Source organism: Pseudomonas sp. MIACH (assembly GCF_001269925.1).
In the GTDB taxonomy this organism is placed as follows: domain Bacteria; phylum Pseudomonadota; class Gammaproteobacteria; order Pseudomonadales; family Pseudomonadaceae; genus Aquipseudomonas.
In genome coordinates, this window is record NZ_LHVO01000035.1 from 132813 (window position 1) to 158133 (window position 25321).

The following is a 25321-nucleotide window of genomic DNA, read 5'->3' on the forward strand; positions in this document are numbered from 1 at the left end:
GCGGTTTACACAGCTGCCAAGCTTTAAAGCCTGCGTACAAACGCAGGCTCTCAGACCTTTATAAGGGACCCGAAAATGGAATTGGTTGTAAAAAGCGTTAGCCCCGAAACGTTGAAAACCGCCACCCTCGTGGTCGCCATCGGCGAAGGCCGCACGCTGGGCGTGGCCGCCAAGCAACTCGACGAACTCAGCGGCGGCGCCATCAGCGCGGTCCTCAAGCGCGGCGACCTGGCCGGCAAAGTCGGCCAGAGCCTGCTGCTGCAAAGCCTGCCCAACCTCAAGGCCGACCGCGTATTGCTGGTGGGCGTGGGCAAGGACGCTGAACTGGGCGACCGCCCGTTCCGCAAGATCATCAGCGGCATCCTCAACACCCTCAAGGGCCTGGGCGGCAACGATGCAGCGCTGGCGCTCGATGAAATCGTGGTCAAAGGCCGTGACAGCTACGGCAAGACCCGCCTGCTGGCCGAGACCCTGGTGGACGGCGGCTACTTCTTCGACCAGTTCAAGAGCCAGAAAGCCGAACCCCGCGCCCTGAAGAAAATCACCCTGCTGACCATCAAGGCCGCCCAGGCTGAAGTCGAGCGCGCCGTGACCCACGCCCAGGCCATCGCCAATGGCATGTCGTTCACCCGCGACCTGGGCAACCTGCCGCCGAACATCTGCCACCCGACCTACCTGGGCGAACAGGCCAAGGCATTGGGTAAAGAGTTCAAGGGCCTGAAAGTCGAAGTCCTGGACGAGAAGAAGATCAAGGAACTGGGCATGGGCTCGTTCTATGCCGTGGGCCAGGGCAGCGACCAGCCGCCACGCCTGATCGTGATGCAATACAACGGCGGCAAGAAGTCCGAGAAGCCTTACGCCCTGGTCGGTAAAGGCATCACCTTCGACACTGGCGGCATCAGCCTCAAGCCAGGCCTGGGCATGGACGAGATGAAGTACGACATGGGCGGAGCCGCCAGCGTGTTCGGTACCTTGCGTGCCGTGCTGGAACTGAAGCTGCCGATCAACCTGGTGTGCATCCTGGCCTGCGCGGAGAACATGCCGAGCGGCGGCGCTGCCCGTCCGGGCGACATCGTCACCACCCTCAGCGGCCAGACCGTGGAAATCCTCAACACCGACGCCGAAGGCCGCCTGGTGCTGTGCGATGCACTGACCTACGCCGAGCGCTTCAAGCCGCAGGCCGTGATCGACATCGCCACCCTGACCGGTGCCTGCATCGTTGCCCTGGGCTCCCACACCTCGGGCCTGCTGGGCAACAACGACGAGTTGATCGAGCAACTGCTCAGCGCCGGCAAGGCCGCCGACGACCGCGCCTGGCAACTGCCGCTGTTCGATGAATACCAGGAACAGCTGGACAGCCCGTTCGCCGACATCGCCAACATCGGTGGCCCGAAAGCCGGCACCATCACCGCTGCGTGCTTCCTGTCGCGCTTTGCCAAGAACTTCAACTGGGCGCACCTGGACATCGCCGGCACCGCGTGGACCAGCGGCGGCAAGGACAAGGGCGCCACCGGCCGTCCGGTGCCACTGCTGACCCAATACCTGCTGGACCGCGCCAAAGCCTAAACACCTGCCCGGCTGCCTGCCGCGGTCAACTGTAGGAGCGAGCTTGCTCGCGAAGAGCGTCAACGATAACGCGTTCATCCTGGATGAACGCATTGTTCTCAGGTTCTTCGCGAGCAAGCTCGCTCCTACATTATGACGGCGGCAGGCGCGGCAGCCCAGGAACCGCAATGACCCAAGTCGACTTCTATATATTGCCCAGCGCCGATCCCTCTGCGCGCCTGGACTTTGCCTGCAAACTCACCGAAAAAGCCTGGCGCATGGGCCACCGCATCTACCTGCATTGCAGCGATGCCACCCAACGCGACGAGCTCGACGCCCGCCTGTGGCGCTTCAAGGGCGAAAGCTTCGTGCCCCACGGCCCCGCAGAATCCGAACCCGAAGGCCAGGTTGTCCTGGGTTTGGGCGACAGTTGCGGCGATCACCATGACCTGCTGGTCAACCTCGACCTGAAAGTACCGCCTTTTGCCAAGGCCTTCGCCCGTGTGGCGGAAGTGGTGGTGGAAGATCCGGCTATTCGTCAGGCCGCGCGGGAGAGTTTCCGTTTCTACCGCGAACAGGGCTATCCTTTGCAAGATCACCGGCTACAACGACTTTGAGTACATGATGGACACTCCCAACCCGACAAAAAAAGATGACCACCTGCTGGACGACCTCGAGTCGATCCGTCAGTTGCTGGGTGATGATGGCTTGCAACCGCCGCTGCTGACCGAACAGGCCGATGGCGAGGTACAGATTCCGCTGTTGTTCGACATGGTCGGTAGCAAGCAGGCTGCACCGGAGCCGGTCGTTGAAGCTCCCGTCGTCGTGGACACTGCCCCTGCGCCCGCTGAGAAGGGCCCCGACGCCCTGCTGCTGCACCTGGACAACGAACTGCGTGCCGCTGCGCAACTGATCATGCAAGACGTGATCGACGACTTTGCCCCCCATATCGAAACCGAGATCAAGCGCCGGATGGATGCGCGCATGGAGCGGCTGCTCAGCCAGTACCAGTCTTAAACCGTCCATAGATCCCCTGTCGGAGGGGGCTTGCCCCCTCCCACATTTGCTTGCCTGCCCTTAACCCCGTCTTCGCCTCGCCCTGCGCCCTATCCCCCGTTATACTTGCCGGCTTTCCTGAATAAATGCCAACTAGGGTCCCGCCGCGCATGGATAAGACCTACCAGCCGCACGCTATTGAAACTTCCTGGTACAACACCTGGGAGTCCGAGAACTATTTCGCTCCGCAAGGCGCGGGCGAGTCCTACACCATCATGATTCCGCCACCGAACGTCACTGGCAGCCTGCACATGGGCCATGGCTTCAACAATGCGATCATGGATGCGTTGATCCGCTTCCGCCGTATGCAGGGCCGCAACACCCTGTGGCAACCGGGTACCGACCACGCCGGTATCGCCACCCAGATGCTGGTGGAGCGCCAACTCGAAGCCACCGGCCAGAACCGTCACGACCTGGGTCGCGAGAAATTCCTGGAGAAAATCTGGGAATGGAAAGACCAGTCCGGCGGCAACATCAGCCGTCAGATCCGTCGCCTCGGCTCGTCCGTCGATTGGAGCCGCGAGCGTTTCACCATGGACGACGGCCTGTCGGAATCGGTGAAAGAAGCCTTCGTGCGCCTGCATGAAGATGGCCTGATCTACCGTGGCAAGCGCCTGGTCAACTGGGACACCAAGCTGCACACGGCGATTTCCGACCTTGAAGTGGAAAACCACGACGAGAAAGGTTTCCTGTGGAACCTCAAGTACCCGCTGGCCGACGGCGCCAAGACCGCTGAAGGCAACGACTACCTGATCGTCGCCACCACCCGTCCGGAAACCATGCTTGGCGATGCCGCCGTCGCGGTTAACCCGAATGACGAGCGCTACCAGGCACTGATCGGCAAGTTCGTCGAGCTGCCACTGGTTGGCCGCCGCATCCCGATCATCGCGGACGACTACTGCGACCCTGAATTCGGCACCGGCTGCGTGAAAATCACCCCAGCCCACGATTTCAACGACTACGAAGTCGGCAAGCGCCACAACCTGCCGCTGCTGAACATCTTCGACAAGAACGCCGCCGTATTGCCGGCCTGCCAGGTGTTCAACCTGGACGGCACACTGAACGAAAGCATCGACGGCAAGATCCCGGCCGAATACGCCGGCCTTGACCGTTTCGAAGCGCGTAAGCAGATCGTTGCCGCTTTCGACGCCGCCGGCCTGCTGGTCAGCGTTGACGACCACGGCCTGAAAGTGCCGAAGGGCGACCGCTCCGGCACCATTATCGAGCCGTGGCTGACCGACCAATGGTACGTATCCACCAAGCCGCTGGCAGAACCTGCGATTGCTGCCGTGGAAGACGGCCGCATCCAGTTCGTGCCTAAACAGTACGAAAACATGTACTTCTCGTGGATGCGTGACATCCAGGATTGGTGCATCAGCCGTCAACTGTGGTGGGGCCACCGCATTCCGGCGTGGTACGACGAGTCGGGCAAGGTCTATGTCGGCCGCGACGAAGCCGAAGTACGTGCCAAGCACAACCTCGGCCCGGACGTTGCGCTGCAGCAGGACAACGACGTACTCGACACCTGGTTCAGCTCGGGCCTGTGGACCTTCTCCACCCTGGGTTGGCCGCAACAGACCGAGTTCCTGAAAAAATTCCACTCCACCGACGTGCTGGTCACCGGCTTCGACATCATTTTCTTCTGGGTTGCCCGGATGATCATGCTCACCATGCACTTGGTGAAGAATGAAGACGGCACCCCGCAGGTACCGTTCAAGACCGTGTACGTGCACGGCCTGGTGCGTGATGGCCAAGGCCAGAAGATGTCCAAGTCCAAGGGCAACGTCCTGGACCCGCTGGACATCATCGACGGCATCGACCTGGAAACCCTGGTGCAGAAACGCACCTCGGGCCTGATGCAGCCGAAACTGGCGAAGAAGATCGAGAAGCAGACCCGCGACGAGTTCGCCGACGGCATTGCCAGCTACGGCACCGACGCCTTGCGTTTCACCTTCTGCTCGCTGGCGTCCACCGGCCGCGACATCAAGTTCGACATGGGCCGCGTCGAAGGCTATCGCAACTTCTGCAACAAGATCTGGAACGCCGCGCGCTACGTGCTGGACAAAGGCGAAGACTGCGGCCAGAACGGCGAAGCCGTCGAACTGAGCCTGGCCGACCGCTGGATCATCTCGCAACTGCAGCGCACCGAAGCCGAAGTGACCCGTCAACTCGACCAGTTCCGTTTCGACCTGGCCGCACAAGCCTTGTACGAGTTCATCTGGAACCAGTATTGCGACTGGTACCTGGAACTGTCCAAGCCCGTGCTGTGGGACGAAAACGCGCCGATCGAACGCCAGCGCGGTACCCGTCGTACCCTGGTGCGCGTGCTGGAAGTGGCGCTGCGCCTGGCGCATCCGTTCATGCCGTTCATCACCGAAGAGATCTGGCAGCGCCTGGCGCCGCTGGCCGGTATCGAAGGCAAGACCATCATGCTGCAACCTTGGCCGGTGGCCAACGAAGCACGCATCGATGAGGCGGCCGAAAGCGATATCGAATGGCTCAAGACCCTGATGCTCGGCACGCGCAACATCCGCGCCGAAATGAACATCGGCCCGGGCAAGCCTCTGGCGGTGTTCGTGAAGAACGCCAGCGCCGAAGACCAGCGTCGTCTCACCGAGAACGAAGCGCTGCTCAAGAAGCTGGCGAAGCTGGAGTCGATCACCGTATTGGCCGATGGCGCCGAAGCACCACTGTCGGCGACCGCACTGGTCGGCGACATGGAAGTGCTGGTACCGATGGCCGGCCTGATCGACAAGGGCGCGGAACTGGCCCGTCTCGACAAGGAAATCCTGCGCCTGCAAGGCGAAGTGCAACGGGTGGGCGGCAAGCTGTCCAACGCGGCATTCGTCGACAAGGCACCGGCTGAAGTGATCGACAAGGAGCGCGCCAAACTGGCCGAGGCTGAACAGGCTTTGGGCAAGCTGGCCGAGCAACATGCGCGGATTTCCAGCCTCTAAGGCTTGATTCGCGTGGAGAAAGAGACCTTCGGGTCTCTTTTTTTTGCCTGGATTTTCCCAATCCCTTGCTGGCAATACAGTCAATGTGGGAGGGGGCTACACCCCGATGGCGATCTGTCAGCCAGGCTAGTCTTGACTGATCCACCGCTATCGGGAGCAAGCCCCCTCCCACATTTGACCGAGTTATCCTCGGGAATGTGTGACAATGGCCGCCACTTTGAGCCAACACCAGAATCATCATGACCGCCCCCACTACGCCCAAACCTCCACGCAAGAAGCCTAAAACCGCTGCAACGGCCAAACCCGTCGCGCCGCGCAAAGAGGCTACCCTGCACCCGCGCAACCGCCACACAGGCCGTTACGACTTCCAGGCGTTGATCAAGACCACGCCGGAACTGGCGCAATTCGTGATCATCAACCCCTATGGCAAAGAGAGCATCGACTTCGCCAGCCCGGACGCGGTGCGGGTGTTCAACCGGGCGCTGCTCAAGGCCTTCTATGGCATCCAGCATTGGGACATTCCGGCGGATTACCTGTGCCCGCCGGTACCAGGGCGTGCCGACTATGTGCACTTCCTCGCCGACCTGCTGGCCAGTGTCAACGACGGCAAGATCCCGCGCGGTTCAATCGTCAAGGTGCTGGACATCGGCATGGGCGCCAACTGCGTCTACCCGCTGATTGGCTATATGGAGTACCGCTGGAACTTCCTCGGCTCGGAGGTCGACCCTATCGCCGTGGCCGCCGCCAAGGCCATCGTGCAATCCAACGACCTGAGCAAGGTCATCCAGTTGCGCCAGCAGGAAAACCCCAAGCACATCCTGCTGGGCCTACTGGAGCCGGGTGAGCGTTTTGACCTGACCATGTGCAACCCGCCGTTCCATGCGTCCATGGACGAAGCCACCAAGGGCAGCGAGCGCAAATGGCGCGCCCTGGGCAGGGCCGATCCGAAGCGCAAATTGCCGGTGCTGAACTTCGGTGGCCAATCGGCCGAGCTGTGGTGTGAAGGCGGTGAAGCGCGCTTCGTGACGCAACTGATCGCCGAGAGTGCGCACTTTGCCCACAAGGTGTTGTGGTTCAGCACCCTGGTGTCAAAAGCGTCAAACTTGCCCGCGATCGAGACCGCGCTGAAAAAAGCCGGCGTGCTGGAAAGCCAGGTGGTGGAAATGTCCCAGGGCCAGAAGCAAAGCCGTTTCGTGGCCTGGACGTTCCAGACCAAGAACGAGCAGCAGATCTGGCGCCAGCGCTGGGTGCGATAGAGACAAATCGCAGGCAACAAAAAACCGTGCCCGGATCGCTCCGGAGCACGGTTTTTTTTGCTGCGTCTTACTTGTTAACAGCGTCGGTCAGGCCTTTGGCCACAACCAGCTTGATAACTTTCTTGGCAGCGATTTCGATGGCAGCGCCAGTCGAAGGGTTACGGCCAGTACGGGCAGGACGCTCGGTCACTTTCAGTTTGCCAACGCCTGGCAGAGTGATTTCGCCGCCGTTTTCCAGCTGATCAGCAACAACTTGGCTCAGTTGGTCCAGCAGAGCGCGCACGGTGGTTTTCGGTGCGTCTACTGCTTCAGCCAGGTCAGCGATCAGTTGGTCTTTAGTAATAGCCATTGTGGTGTTCCTTCCCTATCAAATTCATATGGATTGCAGAGTGCAGTGTCAGCCGTCGAGCCCGACCGTCATGGCCTGGCACCCCCGGCTATAACCACGGAGATCGGGGTTATAGATGCTTGAAACGGGGATTGGTTCGACCTGACAGATGCTGAATGCACGCTTATCGCCGAGACTTGGCGTAAGACGGGGCAAAACTAGCACAGAGACGGGGAAATATCCGCCTCTACCTACCCATTTGGTCAGCTTTATCGCTCTAAACCGTGAAAAAAAGGCATATGGCCCGTCGGAAGGCACCCAAAACACCTTCGAAGCACGTCTTGGCCAATGGGTGCGGTACACTGGGCGACTTTTCGGGGAGGCCAACCGCTCCCCTTCAACCAGCCGAGAAGCCTATGCCGATCCGTCATTGCATCGTCCACCTGATCGACAAAAAACCCGACGGCACACCCGCAGTTCTCCACGCCCGCGACTCCGAGCTTGCCGAGTCGGCCGCCATCGAGAACATGCTTGCCGACCTCAACGAGAGCTACAACGCCAAACAAGGCAAGGCCTGGGGTTTCTTCCATGCCGAATCCGGCGCGCACCCGTTCAGCGGCTGGTTGAAAGAATATTTCGAGGGTGGCCAGGATTTCACCACGTTCAGCCGCACCGCCGTCGAACATCTGCAAAAACTGATGGAAGAGTCCAACCTCTCCACCGGCGGCCATGTGCTGTTTGCCCACTACCAGCAAGGCATGACCGACTACCTGGCCATCGCCTTGCTGCACCACAGTGAAGGCGTGGCGGTGACCGACGAGCTGGACGTGACCCCGTCGCGCCACTTGGACCTGGGCCAACTGCACCTGGCAGCGCGTATCAACGTGTCCGAGTGGCAGAACAACAAGCAATCCAAGCAGTACATCTCGTTTATCAAAGGCAAGAACGGCAAGAAGGTCTCGGAATACTTCCGCGACTTCATCGGCTGCCAGGAAGGCGTCGACGGCCCGGGCGAGACGCGCACCCTGCTCAAGGCCTTCAGCGACTTCGTTGAAAGCGAAGACTTGCCGGACGAATCCGCCCGCGAAAAAACCAAGACTCTGGTCGATTACGCCAGCAGCCAGGCCAAGCTCGGCGAACCCATGGGCCTTGAAGAATTGTCGGGGTTGATCGATGAAGATCGGCCTAAGGCGTTCTACGACCATATCCGCAACAAGGACTACGGCCTGTCGCCGGAAATCCCGGCGGATAAACGCACCCTCAACCAGTTCCGCCGCTTCACCGGGCGCGCCGAGGGCCTGTCCATCAGTTTTGAAGCGCACCTGTTGGGCGACAAGATCGAGTACGACGAAGCCGCCGGCACCCTCATCATCAAGGGCCTGCCGACCCAACTGACCGACCAGCTCAAGCGCCGTAACTGATGCTCGGCGGGGTTCTCAAGAAAGTCCTGCTGGTGTTGCTGGTGGTGGTGGTTATCCAGAACTGGGGCAAGATCGAGCGGGTGTTCAACCCTTCCCAGGTGGTCTCGGAGAAGACGCGGGCATCGGCGCGAGTGGCGCTGTATACCACCGAGTGGTGTGGCTACTGCAAGCAGATCCGCCGCTTCCTGGACCAGAAAGGCATTCCGTACCGGGCCTTCGACATCGAGGAGGACGCCCAGGCGCGCAAGGCGTATGAAGCACTGGGCGGTGGCGGGATTCCGTTCGTGGACGTGAACGGCACCTTGGTCCGAGACTTCGCACCCGAGAAAATAATGAATGCGCTGAATCTCCCATCCACCGGAAACGCGAAGGCGCATTGACCCGCGCCTTGCGTATTCAGGCACCACGTTAATAGGGGGGATTGCACCCGTTAGCCTCGGCCACTTGTTCTGAGGTGTCCTTACGGCGGGGTTCAAGATTCCAGGGGACCTTGTTCCTAGCAATAACGTAATGGCATACCAATTGCCGACGCATACCACCGCCGTCGTTGTCTTTCCACCGTGGGTCATCGCCAAACTTTTTCTGCAGTTCCGCGAAGACTGCATCGGTTCTATCGGCCGAAGCCTGTTGACCATATTGCGTCGGCGTCATGGATAAACTCCATTCATTCTTACCACTGCCAGGGTCAAACCGCTCGATCCATACGGCGGACTGAATATATTCAGACGCAGGTGATGGCGAGCACTGCTGATCACTGGGTAAGTACGCAAAGGTCGCGTCCGCAGAGAGTGTCTGCGGCAGTATCATTTGAATGATAGGAAGGCACTCACCAGCGCTTTTCAAAAAGTCCGTTTGATCATACTGAGCATCCGCCAAACCACCTGGCAAATAAAACAAGGCTTGTATCGGCAGGGTTTTGGGTTGACTAGGATCCCAGATAGCAAGACGCAATTCATTTTGCTGGTCAAATGTGTCTTTATCCAACACTGATGCTCTGATAAAAGCTTCAAAAGATTGAGTAGCTTTTTCGTTGGCACTGTCTCGCACGTTAAAGGCGCATTGATTGATATTGCTCAGACCATCATTATTATGCTTGGTAATCCATTGTTCAGCTGTCAGTATATTCTGCTCGTGACATACTCGACTGTCCGTTGTTGCTTTAGTGCTGGGGCCACAGCCTTGTTGGGCGGGACGTGTAAAGGTCCCCCCATCTTCAGGAAACGCACATAACACATTCGCGATTTGTTTTCCGGGTGGCGTCAAAAGAGGTGGATAAAGGATATTCCCGTTATTCTCATCGCGCACTGTTCTCTTAAACTTTGCATCTTGACGTAGATAAGAGTACGACCATCCTCCATTTGCAACAGACGTCGGGCTTGGAGCCCAAAAATTGAAAGCCGTCGAAGGTATCGTCACCCTTAATATAAGGCCGTTGCACGTAAAGCCAGGTGCAGACAGTCGCGTACAAGACATTCGCTTATCTAAGTAACGCGCGCGCAGATCGGCAACAACCCGCTGCCCAACTGCATCACCAACGGCATCTGCAATTGCGTAATTCGAAGAGATACAAGAAAACAACAATTTAAAAAAGACAACCATCCACACCCATTTAAATTTCATGACAACCTCACATAACTCATCACGAACAAATATGAAAGCTCCGATTATCCATACAACAACACACTTCATTTTCTATATGGGATTACACTGGGCGGCTACGGCCTCTGCGTGGGACACGTTCGGACGGAACGGCTCAATGTTATACGTCGTATTATTCCGATATTGATCCAACAAACATGCTAACTGACGACGAACACCGCCTTTATTCTCTACCAACCACTGGGAATCTCCGCCGTACTTGGCGACCACCTCAGCGTAAAAACTATCCAACTGATTAACTTGACTCAGCCTGCCGCAATCCGTGGGAGTAACTTGCAGCGTCCAGCGATTAGCTTGCACACCTGGGTCGTAGCGGTTCACCCACTGGGCTTTATCCACAAATCGGCGGCATAGGACAGTGTTCAAGGGTGCCTGGTCTTCAGCGGCATAGAGGAATGCGGGATCCTGATCAGGCTTCATCGGTAAGGCTATTTGGACTATTGGAATGAAATTCCCAGAATCCTGATAAATTGCCATTTGATCTTTTTGCGCAGCGTCCTTACCCAACATAGAAGGTGCGCCGGTAACAGGATCTTTATTTACCCAAAAAATAGCCCAGATGGGTACGCGACTACCGTCACTGTGAGGCCAAGATTTTATACGTACCTCATTATTACTCGCGCCTGCAACGGCGAAGTGTTCATCCAACACATCTGCAAAATTATGCGCATATACAAATTGCATAAAAGCAGCTGCACCCGCAGGTTCAAAAGCAGGTCTCACATCAAATCCACATTGCCGATGATGCGACTTCCGATTGACCCGGTAATCTTCAAGCCAAGCGTCCGCCGTGGTAATACCTTCCGCCTGGCAACTGCGCTCTATTTCCACTGTGTTACTCGCATCCCCGCACCCGGCCTCTGTTCTGACGTGAGAGCCTGCGTCCACGGGAAATGCACATAGCACTTCAAGCTGAATATAATCAGTAGGCACATCGAACATAGCACGCATAACATAACCATGCCGATGGTCAGATGCGAACTGACGAAATTTCGCATCCTTACGCAACCAGGAAAATGCAGTGGCTTCAACTGAGGAAGGTCCATAATTCCAGAAGCGATAAGTGTCAGAATAGACCGTACCGCGCAAAAACAAACCTGAGCATAAAAATGCTGGGCGCCTAGGCGTACCACAATCAGCAACTGTATTAGCGTAACGCTTCCACATATCAAAAACGGTGGCAGCCCCTGTTTGATCATGCGTGACATATTGAGCGATAGCAGGGCTGCCAAAGCCAAGAACAGCAGAAACAATACAAGTACTCAATAAACACTTCATACCCGCACCCTCTATAAGTCCAAGACAACTCCTTCGACTTAATAAAAGCGCGCTACTAACAAAGCGTCTACTGTGAAACTTAACAGGCTGGGAGATCTATTAGTAATGATCAACACGCTATTATTCCAAATCACACTGGCGCGTCGTCCACATCGCAGAGTTTAACAGTATCTTTTGTGGCATCTATAGACTAAGGATCATATTCAACGCACCACGATCACCCGCCCCAGCAGGCTGTGCTGCTCGAAACCCAACACCGCCTGCAACGCGTTGAGTACCGCCTGCGGGTCCTTGCTCGGGAAGCTGCCGCTGACGCGCCTGGCGCCCATCTCTTCGTTGAGCAGCAGGATGCGGCCAGGGTAGTAACGCCCCAAGTCCTTGACCACCTCCGCCAGCGGCGCCTTGTAGTAGTTGAGCCAGCCATCACGCCAGGCCAGGCGGGATTCGCTGTCGACCGCGTGCAGCGGATCGGCGATGCCATCGGCGTAGGCCACTTGCTGGCCCGCCGTCAGAATTTGCTGCTGGCCCTGTTTCGACGGCGTCACGCCAACCCGCCCCGACAACACCGTCACCTCGGCCCCTGCCGGTTGCAGGCGCACTTCGAACTGCGTACCCAGCACCCGCGCTTCGCCGTTGCCCGCCCCGACCACAAAGGACTCGCCGGTGTGGGTGACGCTGAAAAAACCTGCACCGCGACGTAATTGGATATGCCGCTCACCGTGGCTGAAATCCACCGCGATGGCGCTGTCCGCATCCAGCGTGACCTGGGATTGATCGGCCAGGATGACGGTCTTCACTTCTCCCGGTGCGCTCACGTAATCGGCGCCGAAGTCATCGACCCAGCGCGATGGCTGCCAGCCGGCGCCCACGCACACCATCAACACCAGGCACGCCGCCATGGCCAAGGCGCCGGACCAGCGCACCACCCGCGAGTGCGTCGGGGTGTTCATCGCATTGAGGTAACCCTGTAACGCCTGCGCGTCTTCATCCGCCAACTGGCGCGCCGGCACTTCGCTCAACTCCCAGAGCACCTGGGCCTGGGCGTACGCTTCGACGTGCGCAGGATCAGCCCTAAGCCAGCGGCTGAAGGTGGCCTGGTCGCCACTGCTGGGCTGGTCATGCAACCGACTCAGCCAGGCCAGGGCGGCTTGTTCCTGGTCGGACGTAGGGGTGACGTTCACGGTGCTTTCCCTGGCGTGCGTGGGGACGATGGTTCGCGAAGGCTGGCTTTGCAGGCTTCGAGGGCACGCATCATATGTTTTTCCACAGCGCTTTGGGACAGGCCCATGGCCTTGGCGATTTGCGCGTACTTGCGCCCATGAATGCGGTTGAGCAGGAAGATCTGCCGGGTGCGCTCCGGCAAGCTGCGCAGGGCGGCTTCGACGTGCCGCAGGTCGTTGCCCGCCTCAAGCGCCGCCTGGGGTTCGGAGCCCTGGTTATCCTGCTGTTCCGGCAGCCAGCCTTCGCTGCTGCGCACCCGCGCGCCTTCGCTGCGCAGGTGGTCAATGGCGATATTGCCGGCGCAGCGCAACAGGTAGGTGCTGAGTTCTTCAACCTGCACCAATGGCCGACGCCAAAAACGCAGGAACAGGTCCTGCACCAGGTCGGCCGCCGTAGCGCGGCAGCCCACCCGCCGGCTGACCAGCGCTTCCATTTGCGAACGCTGGGACAAAAACACCTGCAGGAAATGCGCACGCCCACCCGCCGCGTCAGCCTGTGGGCTGTCCTGGGAATCGGGTGGAGTGCTGATCATCATGGCGGCGGCTCAGAACGTTGCGAAGGCGGCAACAGGGCTGACCAGCAGGCCGACGCCTGCCAGGATCAAGGCCAGCCTTGGCCGATACGGCAACAACAGCACCAGCAACAGGGCGCTGAGCATCAACACCGCGCACCACTCCACCAGGCCTTGGCCCCAACCGGCGATAGCCACGGCGGGCCAGATCGAGACACTCAGCAGCAGCCAACCGATGACGCGCAAAGCAAGGCGCCGCCGAGGCGATGGCTTGCTGTGCAGCAGTTCGCCGTGGTGGCGGTCGGTGGACAGGCATAAGGCGGTGAACCCGGCGTAACACATCAGCAGCGCGAGGAGCATTCAGTGCGCCTCCTGCTTGAGATGAAGTGGCCGCGCACGCTCGGTCTTGGGCTGCGGGGCCTTGCGGTGTTGCATCTTCCAGGCCGCCCAGGCGAGGAACACGCCGCTGGCGAGGCAGGTCAGGTCGAAGCCGGCCATGGCCCAGTCGCCACGGGCCAGGGATAGGCCAACATGTTGCTGCGTGGTCAGTGCATTGAGCAACGGGATGGCGGCAAACAGCAGTGCTGCGCAGCTCAATTGCTCAACCCACCCCTTGCGACCCCGGCGCAGGATCGCGTGCAACAGGCTCAGGCCCCAGGCGATAAAGAAGGCCTGCACTTCCCAATCGGAGCGCGCGGCGAAGCTCACCGGCAGCAGGCGGTTAGCCCAGAAGAACGTCGCAATAGCGATCAGCAGCCCGGACATGCTGGCGATATTCAGCACTTCCACCAACCGCAGTTCAAACGGCATCACGCCGGTTTTTGCATGCTTGAGTTGACGTTTGCCGAGCCAGATCACCAGCCCCGTACCGATCATGGCCGTGCCCGCCAGGCCGCAGATAAAGTACAACCAACGCAACACCGGACCGGCGAAATGGCCCATGTGCAGGCCATAGAAGCTGCCGCCGATCGCCGCCGGCAGCGACTGCTCGCCACTGACCCGCAGCAGTTCGCCGGTAGTGCCATTGAACGCCACGGTGCTGCCGAAACCATGCACCACGCTGTCGGAACCGGCGCGGAACACATTCACCGACGCGTTCACATCGCTCGGGTTGTTCACCGCCATGCGCCCGACATGCCCTCCCGCCCACTGGGCCCGCGCTTGCTCGTACATCGGCAGCAGCGGCAACAGTTTGCCCGGCTGTCCCAGCGCCGGCGCATTATTGGTGGCCGGGAATACTTCATTGAAGAAGGCGCGGGTGTCGTTGCCGTAGGAGGCCACGATCGGCGCCGGCATCACCATGCTCATGAAAATCACCAGGCTGCTGTAGGTGATCATCAGGTGAAACGGCAGCACCAGCACACCCACCGCGTTATGCCCATCGAGCCAGGAGCGCTGGCCTTTGCGGGGGCGGAAGGTGAAGAAGTCCTTGAAGATTTTCTTGTGGGTGATGATGCCGGTGATCAACGCCACGAACATCACCATCGCTGCGATGGTCGACAGCCAGCGGCCCCACGGGTATGGCATTTGCAGTTGGAAGTGGAAGCGATAGAAGAACTCCCCGCCCATGCTTTCACGGGCCTCTACGGCTTGCCCACTCACGGGGTCGAGGGTTTTCTGAATGAAATTGCCGCGCTTGCCAGGGTCGACTTTGTCTTGCCACATCACCGACAGGCCAGGGTCGCGGCTATCCGGCAAGGTGATAAACCAGCGTGCGGCCGTCGGTGCGACCGTTTGCAGGTAGCCCTGGGCGACGCTCAGACTGCGCGCATCATCCAGGGGATGGGCCTGCACCTCGGGCTGCATCCAGTGGCTGATCTCATCCTTGAAATAGGCCAGGGTGCCAGTCAGGAAAATCGCAAACAGCAGCCAGCCAAAGATCAGCCCGGCCCAGGTGTGCAACCAGGCCATGGCCTGGCGAAAGCCCTCTTTCATGTGCGTGCCATCCACAAGCCCACGCCCGCCAGGGTGGCAAACGCCGCACTCGGCAGCATCACGCCACACCAGGCGCGCCATGCCGTACGACAGGCAAAGCACCACAGCACTGCCAACAGGTAGAACACGAACGAACTCATCATCCCGGTAATCACCGCATCGGCGCGTGAGGTTGGCATCCACAGTGCCAGGCAGATGCTGGCCAGGGACGCCATCAGGTAACCGCCGACGACAGCAGCCAGCACGCGCGACGTAACGGCGAGACGATAGGAGGCAGGCAGTGAGGTTTTGCTTTTCATGCGGGAGGCGCCAGGTTCATCAGCGCGCAATATTAATGATAAATATTCTCATAAGCAAAACAGAACGGATGAAACACCTGCCTTCGTGCATTGCCGAACGGTTTCCGGCGCCCTACAATGCGAACAATTCTTGTTCTCTAAAGCATGCCCATGCTTGTGGAGTGTTTGCGTTGCAGCCGTCCAACCCTGTCGAAGTGCTCTACAACGACCATCACCACTGGCTCACCGGCTGGTTGCGACGCAAGCTCGGCTGCCCGCAAAGCGCTGCGGACCTGGCGCAGGACACCTTCATCCGGGTCCTGACCGCACGCGAAGCGCCGACGCTGATCGAGCCCCGCGCCTTCCTCACCACGGTCGCCAAGCGCGTGTTGTTCAATTTCTACCGCCGCCAGGACCTCGAACGCGCCTACCTCGACGCATTGGCGCAGATGCCTGAACAGGTGGCGCCCTCGGAAGAAGACCGCGCGATCATCCTGCAAACCCTGCTGGAGCTGGACCAATTGCTCGACGGCTTGCCCACGCTGGTCAAGCGCGCGTTCCTGCTGGCCCAACTCGACGGCCTGACATACGCGCAGATCGGCGCTGAACTGGGCATTTCCATCGCCACCGTCAAACGCCACCTGCATAAAGCCGCCATGCGCTGCTACTTCGCCCTATGAATGTCTCGACCCAGGTCGCCGAACAAGCCGTGCGCTGGCTGATGGAAATGCAGCAAGGCACGCTCAACCCACGCCAGCAAGCGGCCTGGCAGCAATGGCTGAATGCCCACAGCGAACATCAGCGCGCCTGGGACCATATCCAGCGCGTCAACCAACGCCTGCGCGGCATGCCGTCGCCCCTGGCTCACGCGGCACTGAACGCACCGACCACCACCAGCCGCCGCCAGGCGCTGAAGTTGCTGCTGATCCTCGGTGCCGGTTCGGCTGCGGCCTGGAGCCTGCGCCAGCAACATATCTTGCCGCCGCTGACCGCCGACTACCGCAGCCCGGTCGGCCAACGGCGCAAGGTGCAATTGGCCGATGGCAGCCAATTGCAGCTCAATACCGGCAGTGCGGTGGATGTGCATTTTGATGGACAGCAACGGCTGATACGCCTGCTCGAAGGCGAGATCCTGCTGACCGCCAGCGCAGGCAACGCGCCGCTGCAGGTGCTGACCGGCCAGGGCCTGCTCAGCAGCCAGGCGGCGCGCTTGAACGTGCGCCAGTTCAACGACCATACCCAACTGGCGGTCTTCGCTGGGCGTGTCGACGTAATGCCCAACCGCTACAGCGGCCTGCCCTTGACGGTCGAAACAGCGCACCAGGTCAACTTCACCCGCAAGGGCTGGGACACCCCGCGCCCTACCGACGCCAACAGCGGCGCCTGGGCCGACGGCATGCTGGTGGCCGCGCATATGCGCCTGGAAGATTTCCTCGCCGAACTGGGCCGCTATCGCCGTGGCCAGCTCAATTGCGATCCGCAGGTCGCCAACCTGCTGCTGTCCGGCAGCTACCCACTGGACGACAGCGAACGCATTCTCGACCTGCTGGAAGTCAGCCTGCCGGTCAAGGTGCGGCGTTTTACCCGCTACTGGGTGACCGTCCAGGCCCGTGCGTAAATTATTTTCAGCCACCGTGAGCCGTTTTCCGCACCTCGCGTGACAGAGAAGGAAAGCCCCCTTGATCCTTCTTTCTCAGGACCGCCCTCCATGCCCCAGCAACCGACCCTTCTCGCTCGCACCTTGCGCCAGCTGCTACTGGGCGCCAGCCTCAGCTTCACCGTACTGCCTGGCGTGATGGCGGCCGATGCCAAGCCGTATCACATCGCCCCAAGCTCGCTGGAAGCTGCCCTGAACCAGTTTGGCCGTGAAGCCGGCGTGTTGATTTCCTTCGGCTCCGAGGTCACCGCGGGCATGCAGAGCCGTGGTCTGTCCGGCAACTACAGCGCTGCCGAGGGCCTGCAACAGCTGCTGGAAGGCACCGGCCTGCAAGCCCGCGCCGAAGGCGACAATGCCTTCAGCCTGCAACCGGCAACAGCGCCGGCGGCTGTCGAGTTGGCGACCTCCAGCGTGGTCGGCGACTGGCTCGGCGATGCGGCACAAACCAATGTATTCGAACACCCCGGCGCCCGTGACGTGATCCGCCGCGAAGAGTTCGAACGCCAGGGCGCCACCCAGGCCAAGGACGTGCTCAATCGCATTCCCGGCGTCAACGCGCCGGACAATAACGGCACCGGTAGCCACGATATGGCGCTGAACTTCGGCATTCGCGGTCTCAACCCGCGCCTGGCATCGCGCTCAACGGTGCTGATGGACGGCATCCCGGTACCCTTCGCGCCGTACGGCCAACCGCAGCTGTCCTTCGCGCCGATCAGCATGGGCAACATGGACGCCGTTGACGTGGTACGTGGCGGCGGCGCGGTGCGCTACGGCCCGCAGAACGTTGGCGGCGTGGTCAACTTCGTGACCCGTGCGATCCCGGATGCACCCACCGTCAAAGGTGGCTTGCAGACCGAAACCAGCCCGTCTTCCAGCCATGACGGCTTCAAGACCACCGGCAACCTGCTGGCCGGCGGTACTGCCGAGAATGGCCTGGGCGGCGCGATTTTGTATTCCGGCACCCGTGGCGGCGACTGGCGCGAAAACAGCAACACGCGCATCGACGATCTGATCCTCAAAGGCAAATACCAGCTCGACGACGCCAACAGCTTCAACGCCATGGCGCAGTACTACGAAGGCCAGGCCGATATGCCTGGGGGCTTGAACGTTGCGGACTACAAGGCCGATCCGTATCAGTCCACCCGCCCCTACGACAAATTCTGGGGCCGCCGTACGATGTTCAACGTCGGCTATCGCTACGAGCAGGACCGCCGCGAATTCACCGTCAACAGCTTCTTCACCAAGACCCTGCGCAGCGGCTACCTGGATCAGGGCACCTTCCTGTCGCTGTCCCCGCGTGAGTATTGGGTGCGCGGCGTGGAAACCCGTTTCGCCCAAGGCTTCGACATCGGCCCGACCAGCCATGAAGTGGGCGTCGGCTACCGCTACATCAACGAAGCCGGCCACGAGTTGCGCTACCGCACGCCGATTTCCGCCAACAACCAGCAAATCCCCAGCACTGACAGCCGCAACGACCGCGACACCCGCGGTGGTACCGAAGCCAATGCGTTCTTCGTCGATGACCGGATTGATATCGGCAAATGGACCATCACCCCGGGTATCCGCTACGAGATGATCGAGTCCCAGCAGAGCAACAACCTGACCAACGTCAAATACAAAGGCGACTACAACACTGCGCTGCCGGCGTTGAACGTGCTCTATCACCTGACCGACGACTGGAACCTGTACGCCAACACCGAAGGTTCATTCGGCAGCGTGCAGTACAGCCAGATGCCCAACCGTGTGACCAGCGGTGAAGTCAAACCGGAAAAAGCCCGCACCTGGGAACTGGGTACCCGCTATGACGACGGCACCTTGCGCGCGGAGATCGGCGCGTTCCTGATCAACTTCGATAACCAGTATGAAAGCAACCAGACCAACGACTCGGTAATCGCCCGGGGCGAGACGCGCCACCAGGGTATCGAAACCAGCGTCAACTACGCCCTCGATGGTTTGAGCCCGGCGTTGGCCGGTATCGATGTGTACGCCACCTACGCCTACGTCGACGCCACCATCCGCGAAGACGGCCCGAACAAAGGCAATCGCGTGCCCTTCTCGTCCAAGCACAAAGGCACCCTCGGCGTGGGTTACACCGAAGGGCGCTGGAAGCTCAATGTGGACAGCAGCTACCAGAGCAGCCAGTTCGCCGATAACGCCAACACCGAGGCCGAGACCGCCGACGGTGCCAACGGACGCATCCCCGGCTACATGCTGTTCAGCAGCCGCGCGGCCTATGATTTCGGCCCGCAACTGTCGGATTTGAACGTGGCAGTCGGCGTGAAGAACATCTTCAACAAGCAGTACTTCACCCGTTCGTTCGACGATAACAACAAGGGCAAATACGTCGGTGAACCGCGTACGGTGTACGTGCAGACCTCCATCGCGTTCTAACTGCCCAAGCAACACACAACCTGTGGCGAGCGGGCTCGCCACAACAAACCCGTTTTGCTCGCCCTGACCTGCCGGCTCTAACTGCCCGCCAGGCAACTGGGGGTGGCCGCGACCAACGCATCGATTGCACAACGTGTCTTGGCCGGCATATGCACGGCCGTGGGCCAGATCACATGGATGGGCGCAGGTTGCTCGCGATAGTCGGGCAACACCGCGACCAACTGCCCACGCATCACATAGTGCGCAATCAACCAACTCGGCAACCAGGCCAGGCCCACGCCTGCGATGGCGGCATCCGCCACGGCCTGCATGTCATCCATTATCAGCGGCGAGGCCACGCGGTTGCGGTGCGGGGTAATGCTGCGATAGGCGATACCGCGATGGCCGGCAAGGTCTTCGATGCATTCAATCGGCCCGACGCGCTGCAAGTACGCCGGTGATGCCGCCAGTCCCACGGCCTGCTCGCCCAGACGACGCGCACTGAGGCGGTCGGTGTCGGGCAGCGGGCCGATGCGCACGGCGACGTCGAAGCCTTCCTGTGCCAGGTCCACCAGCCGATCGGCGAAGCTGATCTCGATCTCCAACTGCGGATAACTCGCCAGCAACCCCCACAGCGCAGGGGCCGCGTAGTGGTGCCCGAAAGCCAGCGGCAAGCTGGCCCGCAAACGGCCGCGTGGCTGCTGCCGGCCGCTTTCCAGCACCGATTCGGCAGCCTCAAGTTCCGCCAGCGCACGTAGGCAATGTTCGTAATACGCCTGACCGTCCTCGGTCAAACGCTGGCGCCGGGTGGAGCGCTGCAGCAGACACGTGCCCAGGCGTGCCTCCAATCGCGCCAGGCCCTTGCCGACCGCAGAGCGCGTGAGATTCAGCCGTTCGGCGGCCTCGGTCAGGGTGCCGCTTTCGACGATTTGCAGAAAGAGTTCAACACCATCAAAACGTGGAGTGGTCATGCGGTAATTGTCGCTCCTGATTCCCTTATCAAGAGAAAAATTATCACGAATAAAGAACCAGATTCCCCTGAAAATAACCCGACACGTCATCCACAGGAGAATCCCATGCCACCCGCCGCCACGTTATCGGCTGCCAGCCCCCCGCTCACCGCCAGAAACAACCTGGCACTCACCGCTGTGTGCCTGGTGGCACTGATGTTCGGCCTGGAAATCTCCAGCGTGCCCGTCATCCTGCCCACCCTGGAACGAGAATTGGGCACGGGCTTCCAGGACGCCCAATGGATCATGAACGCCTACACCCTGGCCTGTACCAGCGTGTTGATGGCGGCCGGCACACTGGCAGATCGCTTTGGTCGTCGGCGCATGCTGGTGTTGTGCCTGTGGGTGTTCGGCTTGGCCTCGCTGGCCTGCGGGCTGGCCGAGGATGCGTCGCTGCTGATCACAGCGCGGTTTGTCCAGGGCATCGGCGCCGGGGCGATGATGATTTGCCAGTTCGCCATCCTGTCGCACCTGTTTCGCGAACCGGCAGCGCGGGCGCGGGCGTTTGCAATATGGGGCGTGATTGCCGGCGTGGGCCTGGGCTTCGGTCCGATGATCGGCGCATTGATCCTGGCGGTGGCGGATTGGCGTTGGGTGTTCCTCGTGCATGTGCCGCTCACCCTGTTCACCCTGGTGCTGCTGCGCATCAGCGTGCAGGAATCCCGCGATCCGGCCGCTCATCGCCTGGACATCGCCGGCATGCTCACCTTGACCCTGTCGGTGTTCGCCCTGGTGTACTTCATCACCCAAGGCAGCGAGCACGGCTTCGGCGCTCCGGCCATGCTCGGTTGGGCGGCGTTGTCGGTGCTCGGCTTGCTGCTGTTCATCACGGTCGAGTTGCGCAGTGCGCACCCGATGTTCGACTTCTCGGTGTTCCGCATCCAGCGGTTCAACGGCGCGCTGATGGGCTCGATCGGCATGAACTTCAGCTTCTGGCCGTTCATGATCTACCTGCCGTTGTACTTTCAGGCGGGCCTGGGTTACGACACCCTGACCACCGGCGCCGCGTTGCTCGCCTACACCCTGCCGACCCTGCTGGTGCCGCCGCTGGCCGAGCGCCTGGCCCTGCGCTATGGCGCCGAACGCATCATCCCCCTGGGCCTGGGCCTGATGGGCGCGGGTTTCCTGGCCATGGCCGCGGTCAACGGGGCCCAGCATCCACGTATCGAGTTGGTGCTGCTCAGTTGCGTGATCGCCGGCGTAGGCCTGGCGCTGACCAACTCGCCCACCACCAACACCACCACCGGTTCGGTGTCGGCCGACCGCGCGGGCATGGCCTCAGGCATCGATCTTAGCGCACGGCTGATCACCCTGGCGCTCAACATTGCGCTGATGGGGTTGGTGCTATTGCTGGGGATCAGCCATCAGTTGGCCGAGGTGCTGCCCGCCACCACGGCAATGGATTGGCCGGTTATCAGCCAAAGGATTGCCGCAGGAAAGTTGCAGTCAATGGAGCTGACAGTCAACGACGCCCAGGCGGCACTGCGCAACGGCGCCGGTTGGGCGATGCTGTTTGCCGGTCTGGGTGCTGGCGGGCTGGCGATGCTGAGCCGGTATTTTTTCCGACGCGGCCGCTGAACGAAAACGGGCCTGCAGATGCAGGCCCGTTTGCAGGGGGTGAAAAGAAAGTTAGCCGTTGATGACAGCGTTTTCGTTTTCCAGGAATTCCTGTTCCAGCGCGTCTTCGTTCACTTTGTTGATTGGCTGGTTTTTCGCGGCAGCGCGGGGCTTGCCTTGCAGTCTGCCGAACAGATGTTCCAACGCGTGATCCAGCTTGGTGGCCGCACTGTCAATCGCCTGTTCCAGGGTATCGCCCTTGGCGGACACCGACAGCGGTTGATGGCCTTTTGGCCGCGCTTCCAGGCGGCAACTTAAATCGTGGGGACCGGGCTTGTCGCCGTTCTCATCCCGCAGGTAGACCTCCACTCGGGTCAGGTCTTCTTCATAACGTTCAAGCGTGCTCTCAATGGTGGTACGTACCCACTCCTCCAGTCGGATGCTGCTTTCAATATGGTTATCGCTATTGACTTGGATTTGCATAGTTCTTCCCTTATTTCAGCTAGCTCGCGAGAGATCACAAACTGCAACACCGGGGTGGTGAAACCATGACCTCTTGATTACACAATTGAGCAGCCAGAGAAACATTTCAACCCCTTTGCAAAGATAAATCCCACATTACAAATTAACCCTGACGACAAGCAAAAACGCTGTTAGGGTGGGGAGTTAGTTACATCTTCTTACGCCACGCGATCCTCACAATTGCCCCTCTCCCAGGGGGTGCAATGCGCGAAAAATCCCTGCTTCCTCTACCAGCCAGTCATGCACCGCGCGCACGCCCGGATGGCTCAGCGCGCCCGGCGCGTACAGCAGCACATAGCGTTTGTGGTTGGGCACCGCGAGGCCGAACGGCACGATCAAGGTGCCGCGCTCCAGTTCATCGTTGAGCAAGGTGCGTCGCGCAATCGCCACTCCCATGCCGGCGATGGCAGCTTCGATGGTCAGGTGGTTGCGGTTGAAGGTGTGGCCACGGCGAACATCGGCGTCGTGGTAGCCAATGGCATTCAGGTAGAACTCCCACTCGGCATACTCATAACTCCCACGCCAGGCGGTAATGTCGTGAAGCAGCGGGAAATGCACGAGGTCGGCCGGACCGTGCAAGGGCGGTCGACCGCGCAACAGGCTGGGGGCGCAGACCGGGAAAATCTGCTCATCCAGCAGGGCTGTGGATAACAGGCCGGGGTAGCTGCCGTCATTGAGGTCGATGGCCAGGTCGAAGTCGCCCTCGTGCAGGGCGATGCTGCTGTCCTCGGCGACCATGCGCAATTGGATGTCCGGAAAACGCTGCTGCAAGCGGGGTAAGCGCGGAGTCAGCCACTTGCCGAGAAACGACGGAATCGAGCGCAGGCGCAAGGTGCCGCTGATCATCCCCGCGTCCAGGCGCTGCAATTCGGCATCGATGCTGCCGTAGGCTTCCCCCACCGTTGCCGCCAGCCGCTGCCCCTCGGCGCTCAGCTCCACACCGCGCGCCCGTCGATGAAACAGCCGAAAGCCCAAACGCTCCTCCAACTGACGGATTTGTTGGCTTACCGCTCCCGGGGTGATGTGCAGTTCTTCGGCGCAGCGGGTGAACGACAAATGCCGCGCTGCGCAGGAAAACACGTGCAGCCAGACATAAGTCTGGCCATGGAGAGGGCGAGCCATAGAGTTTAGTCCTGCTAAAGGGTGTCTTAGGATAATTCGTTGGTCAGTGCCGATCCAGAGGCTCAGTATCGCGCCAATTGCGCTCGTCCTACAAAACATGGCAGCGATTCCTACTCCATTGCTTGTAAGGCTTTAGCATGGCTATCAGTGTTTTCGATCTATTCAAGGTGGGCATCGGCCCGTCCAGCTCCCATACCGTCGGCCCCATGCGCGCGGCGGCGACCTTCGCCCAGGCCCTGACGGACCAACAATTGCTGAGCGAGACCCGTCGCGTCGAAGTGCGCCTGTATGGCTCGCTGTCCGCCACCGGTGTCGGCCACGCCACCGACCGTGCCTGCGTCATGGGCCTGATGGGCGAATGGCCGGATCAGGTCGATCCCACCTCGATCAACACCCGAATCCAGCAACTGCGCGAGTCCGGGCGGCTGTTACTGGCCGGCCAACAGGAAATTGCCTTCAACTGGCACACCGACCTCCTGCTGCTGGACGAAAGCCTGCCCTACCACCCCAACGCCATGTCCCTGCACGCCTACGGCGACAACGGTTTGCTGAGCGAACAAACCTACTATTCGGTGGGTGGCGGTTTCATCATCGAAGCCGCTGAAGCGGCTTCGGGCATCGCGCCGACCAGCGATGTGCAATTGCCCTACGACTTCTCCAGCGCCGTCGAACTGCTGGCGCTGTGCAACAAGCACGGCCTGCGGGTTTCCGAATTGATGATGGCCAACGAGCGCGCATGGCGCAGCGATGAACAGATCCGCAGCGGCCTGCTGCATATCTGGTCGGTGATGCGCGAATGCGTGGAACAAGGCCTGCGCGATGAAGGCATCCTGCCCGGTGGCCTGGATGTGCCACGGCGCGCGGCGAAATTGCACCGCAGCCTGTTGGAAATCGGCAAACCCAATGTAATCACCTCGACCTTGTCGGCCATGGAATGGGTCAACCTGTTCGCCCTCGCCGTCAACGAAGAAAACGCCGCCGGCGGGCGCATGGTCACCGCGCCGACCAATGGCGCGGCGGGGATCATCCCGGCAGTGCTGCATTACTACATGAAGTTCAACGCCGACGCGTCCGACGACGATGTGGTCAATTTCTTCCTGGCCGCCGCCGCCGTCGGCATTCTGTGTAAGAAAAATGCCTCGATCTCCGGTGCCGAGGTGGGTTGCCAGGGCGAAGTCGGTTCAGCCTGCGCCATGGCCGCCGCCGGCCTGGCCGACATCCTCGGCGCCACCCCCGAACAACTGGAAAACGCCGCCGAAATCGGCCTGGAACACAACCTCGGCCTGACCTGCGACCCGGTTGGCGGCCTGGTGCAAGTGCCGTGCATCGAGCGCAATGCCATCGCGGCGGTCAAAGCGATCAACGCCACGCAGATGGCCCTGCGCGGAGACGGCAAGCACTTCATTTCCCTCGACCGCGTGATCCGCACCATGCGCGATACCGGCGCCGACATGCATGACAAATACAAAGAAACTTCACGGGGCGGCCTGGCGGTCAGCTGGGTGGAGTGCTGATTGCGCTGTCTGCGATCGTTTTTTCCGTGCTGCCCTGAAACGGATCACCGATCTCAATAACAAGATAGAACCCATGTGGAAGGGGGCTTGCTCCCGATAGCGGTGCATCAGCCAAGTATTCATT

Annotated in this window: 23 protein-coding genes; 12 read left to right on the forward strand and 11 right to left on the reverse strand. The window is 60.4% G+C overall.

Annotated features, from left to right (window positions below):
* Window positions 1-75: 75 nt before the first annotated feature.
* The 5 genes from AD670_RS15170 to rlmF all read left to right on the forward strand — a co-directional run bounded on the left by AD670_RS15170 (window position 76) and on the right by rlmF (window position 6814).
* Window positions 76-1566 carry a leucyl aminopeptidase gene (locus AD670_RS15170; protein WP_053133713.1) on the forward strand — a complete coding sequence of 497 codons (1491 nt, stop codon included), beginning with the start codon at window positions 76-78 and terminating at the stop codon, window positions 1564-1566.
* A 167-nt stretch (window positions 1567-1733) separates the two neighbouring features.
* Entirely contained in the window at window positions 1734-2162 is a 429-nt protein-coding gene (locus AD670_RS15175; RefSeq protein WP_053133716.1) for a DNA polymerase III subunit chi, read from the forward strand.
* Window positions 2163-2166: 4 nt separating this feature from the next.
* On the forward strand, window positions 2167-2562 hold the full coding sequence (locus AD670_RS15180) for a DNA polymerase III subunit chi (RefSeq protein ID WP_082340980.1): 396 nt from the start codon (window positions 2167-2169) through the stop codon (window positions 2560-2562).
* Window positions 2563-2711: 149 nt separating this feature from the next.
* Complete coding sequence (locus AD670_RS15185; RefSeq protein ID WP_053133722.1) at window positions 2712-5558, forward strand: valine--tRNA ligase; 2847 nt, start codon at window positions 2712-2714, stop codon at window positions 5556-5558.
* 239 nt (window positions 5559-5797) lie between these two features.
* Complete coding sequence (rlmF, locus tag AD670_RS15190) at window positions 5798-6814, forward strand: 23S rRNA (adenine(1618)-N(6))-methyltransferase RlmF (protein ID WP_053133725.1); 1017 nt, start codon at window positions 5798-5800, stop codon at window positions 6812-6814.
* Between the two features lie 67 nt (window positions 6815-6881).
* Here rlmF and AD670_RS15195 read toward each other — a convergent pair whose 3' ends face one another.
* Window positions 6882-7163 carry an HU family DNA-binding protein gene (locus AD670_RS15195; protein WP_003188840.1) on the reverse strand — a complete coding sequence of 94 codons (282 nt, stop codon included), beginning with the start codon at window positions 7161-7163 and terminating at the stop codon, window positions 6882-6884.
* A 395-nt stretch (window positions 7164-7558) separates the two neighbouring features.
* On the opposite strand from AD670_RS15195, the gene yejK reads away from it, so the two are divergent.
* Together yejK and AD670_RS15205 are read left to right on the forward strand one after the other, a co-directional pair.
* Window positions 7559-8563 (forward strand): nucleoid-associated protein YejK, encoded by a 1005-nt coding sequence (gene yejK, locus AD670_RS15200; RefSeq protein ID WP_012722392.1) that lies wholly within the window; start codon window positions 7559-7561, stop codon window positions 8561-8563.
* A complete protein-coding gene (locus AD670_RS15205) occupies window positions 8563-8943 on the forward strand; it encodes a glutaredoxin family protein (RefSeq protein ID WP_053133729.1) in 381 nt (126 codons plus the stop codon). The genes yejK and AD670_RS15205 overlap by 1 nt, the downstream gene beginning before the upstream one ends.
* A 28-nt stretch (window positions 8944-8971) precedes the next feature.
* On the opposite strand, the gene AD670_RS30960 is transcribed toward AD670_RS15205, so the two are convergent.
* The 7 genes from AD670_RS30960 to AD670_RS15245 all read right to left on the reverse strand — a co-directional run bounded on the left by AD670_RS30960 (window position 8972) and on the right by AD670_RS15245 (window position 15466).
* Complete coding sequence (locus AD670_RS30960) at window positions 8972-10183, reverse strand: DUF2599 domain-containing protein (protein WP_172681480.1); 1212 nt, start codon at window positions 10181-10183, stop codon at window positions 8972-8974.
* A gap of 72 nt (window positions 10184-10255) precedes the next feature.
* A complete protein-coding gene (locus AD670_RS30965) occupies window positions 10256-11500 on the reverse strand; it encodes a DUF2599 domain-containing protein (protein WP_082340982.1) in 1245 nt (414 codons plus the stop codon).
* 203 nt (window positions 11501-11703) lie between these two features.
* On the reverse strand, window positions 11704-12681 hold the full coding sequence (locus AD670_RS15225) for a FecR family protein (RefSeq protein WP_053133743.1): 978 nt from the start codon (window positions 12679-12681) through the stop codon (window positions 11704-11706).
* On the reverse strand, window positions 12678-13256 hold the full coding sequence (locus tag AD670_RS15230) for an RNA polymerase sigma factor (protein WP_053133746.1): 579 nt from the start codon (window positions 13254-13256) through the stop codon (window positions 12678-12680). Before AD670_RS15230 ends, AD670_RS15225 begins: the two co-directional genes overlap by 4 nt.
* A 9-nt stretch (window positions 13257-13265) precedes the next feature.
* Entirely contained in the window at window positions 13266-13592 is a 327-nt protein-coding gene (locus AD670_RS15235) for a DUF3325 domain-containing protein (protein ID WP_053133749.1), read from the reverse strand.
* The gene (locus tag AD670_RS15240) at window positions 13593-15167 is read right to left on the reverse strand and encodes a PepSY domain-containing protein (RefSeq protein ID WP_053133752.1); all 1575 of its coding nucleotides are present in this window, start codon (window positions 15165-15167) and stop codon (window positions 13593-13595) included.
* Entirely contained in the window at window positions 15164-15466 is a 303-nt protein-coding gene (locus AD670_RS15245; RefSeq protein WP_027604677.1) for a DUF3649 domain-containing protein, read from the reverse strand. Before AD670_RS15245 ends, AD670_RS15240 begins: the two co-directional genes overlap by 4 nt.
* Before the next feature lie 170 nt (window positions 15467-15636).
* Here AD670_RS15245 and AD670_RS15250 point away from each other — a divergent pair, with 170 nt between their 5' ends.
* The 3 genes from AD670_RS15250 to fecA all read left to right on the forward strand — a co-directional run bounded on the left by AD670_RS15250 (window position 15637) and on the right by fecA (window position 19493).
* Window positions 15637-16125: a sigma-70 family RNA polymerase sigma factor gene (locus AD670_RS15250; RefSeq protein ID WP_053133780.1), complete on the forward strand. Its 489-nt coding sequence runs from the start codon at window positions 15637-15639 to the stop codon at window positions 16123-16125.
* A complete protein-coding gene (locus AD670_RS15255; RefSeq protein WP_053133755.1) occupies window positions 16122-17063 on the forward strand; it encodes a FecR domain-containing protein in 942 nt (313 codons plus the stop codon). Before AD670_RS15250 ends, AD670_RS15255 begins: the two co-directional genes overlap by 4 nt.
* Before the next feature lie 90 nt (window positions 17064-17153).
* Complete coding sequence (gene fecA, locus AD670_RS15260; RefSeq protein ID WP_053133757.1) at window positions 17154-19493, forward strand: TonB-dependent Fe(3+) dicitrate receptor FecA; 2340 nt, start codon at window positions 17154-17156, stop codon at window positions 19491-19493.
* Between the two features lie 77 nt (window positions 19494-19570).
* On the opposite strand, the gene AD670_RS15265 is transcribed toward fecA, so the two are convergent.
* Complete coding sequence (locus AD670_RS15265) at window positions 19571-20443, reverse strand: LysR family transcriptional regulator (RefSeq protein ID WP_053133760.1); 873 nt, start codon at window positions 20441-20443, stop codon at window positions 19571-19573.
* Between the two features lie 105 nt (window positions 20444-20548).
* On the opposite strand from AD670_RS15265, the gene AD670_RS15270 reads away from it, so the two are divergent.
* Entirely contained in the window at window positions 20549-22060 is a 1512-nt protein-coding gene (locus tag AD670_RS15270) for an MFS transporter (protein WP_053133763.1), read from the forward strand.
* Window positions 22061-22111: 51 nt separating this feature from the next.
* On the opposite strand, the gene AD670_RS15275 is transcribed toward AD670_RS15270, so the two are convergent.
* Window positions 22112-22522 carry an HPF/RaiA family ribosome-associated protein gene (locus AD670_RS15275; RefSeq protein ID WP_027604683.1) on the reverse strand — a complete coding sequence of 137 codons (411 nt, stop codon included), beginning with the start codon at window positions 22520-22522 and terminating at the stop codon, window positions 22112-22114.
* 213 nt (window positions 22523-22735) lie between these two features.
* Window positions 22736-23683, reverse strand: coding sequence for a LysR substrate-binding domain-containing protein (locus tag AD670_RS15280; protein WP_053133766.1), 948 nt, complete (start codon window positions 23681-23683; stop codon window positions 22736-22738).
* 137 nt (window positions 23684-23820) lie between these two features.
* On the opposite strand from AD670_RS15280, the gene AD670_RS15285 reads away from it, so the two are divergent.
* Entirely contained in the window at window positions 23821-25197 is a 1377-nt protein-coding gene (locus AD670_RS15285; protein ID WP_053133769.1) for an L-serine ammonia-lyase, read from the forward strand.
* Window positions 25198-25321: the final 124 nt, after the last annotated feature.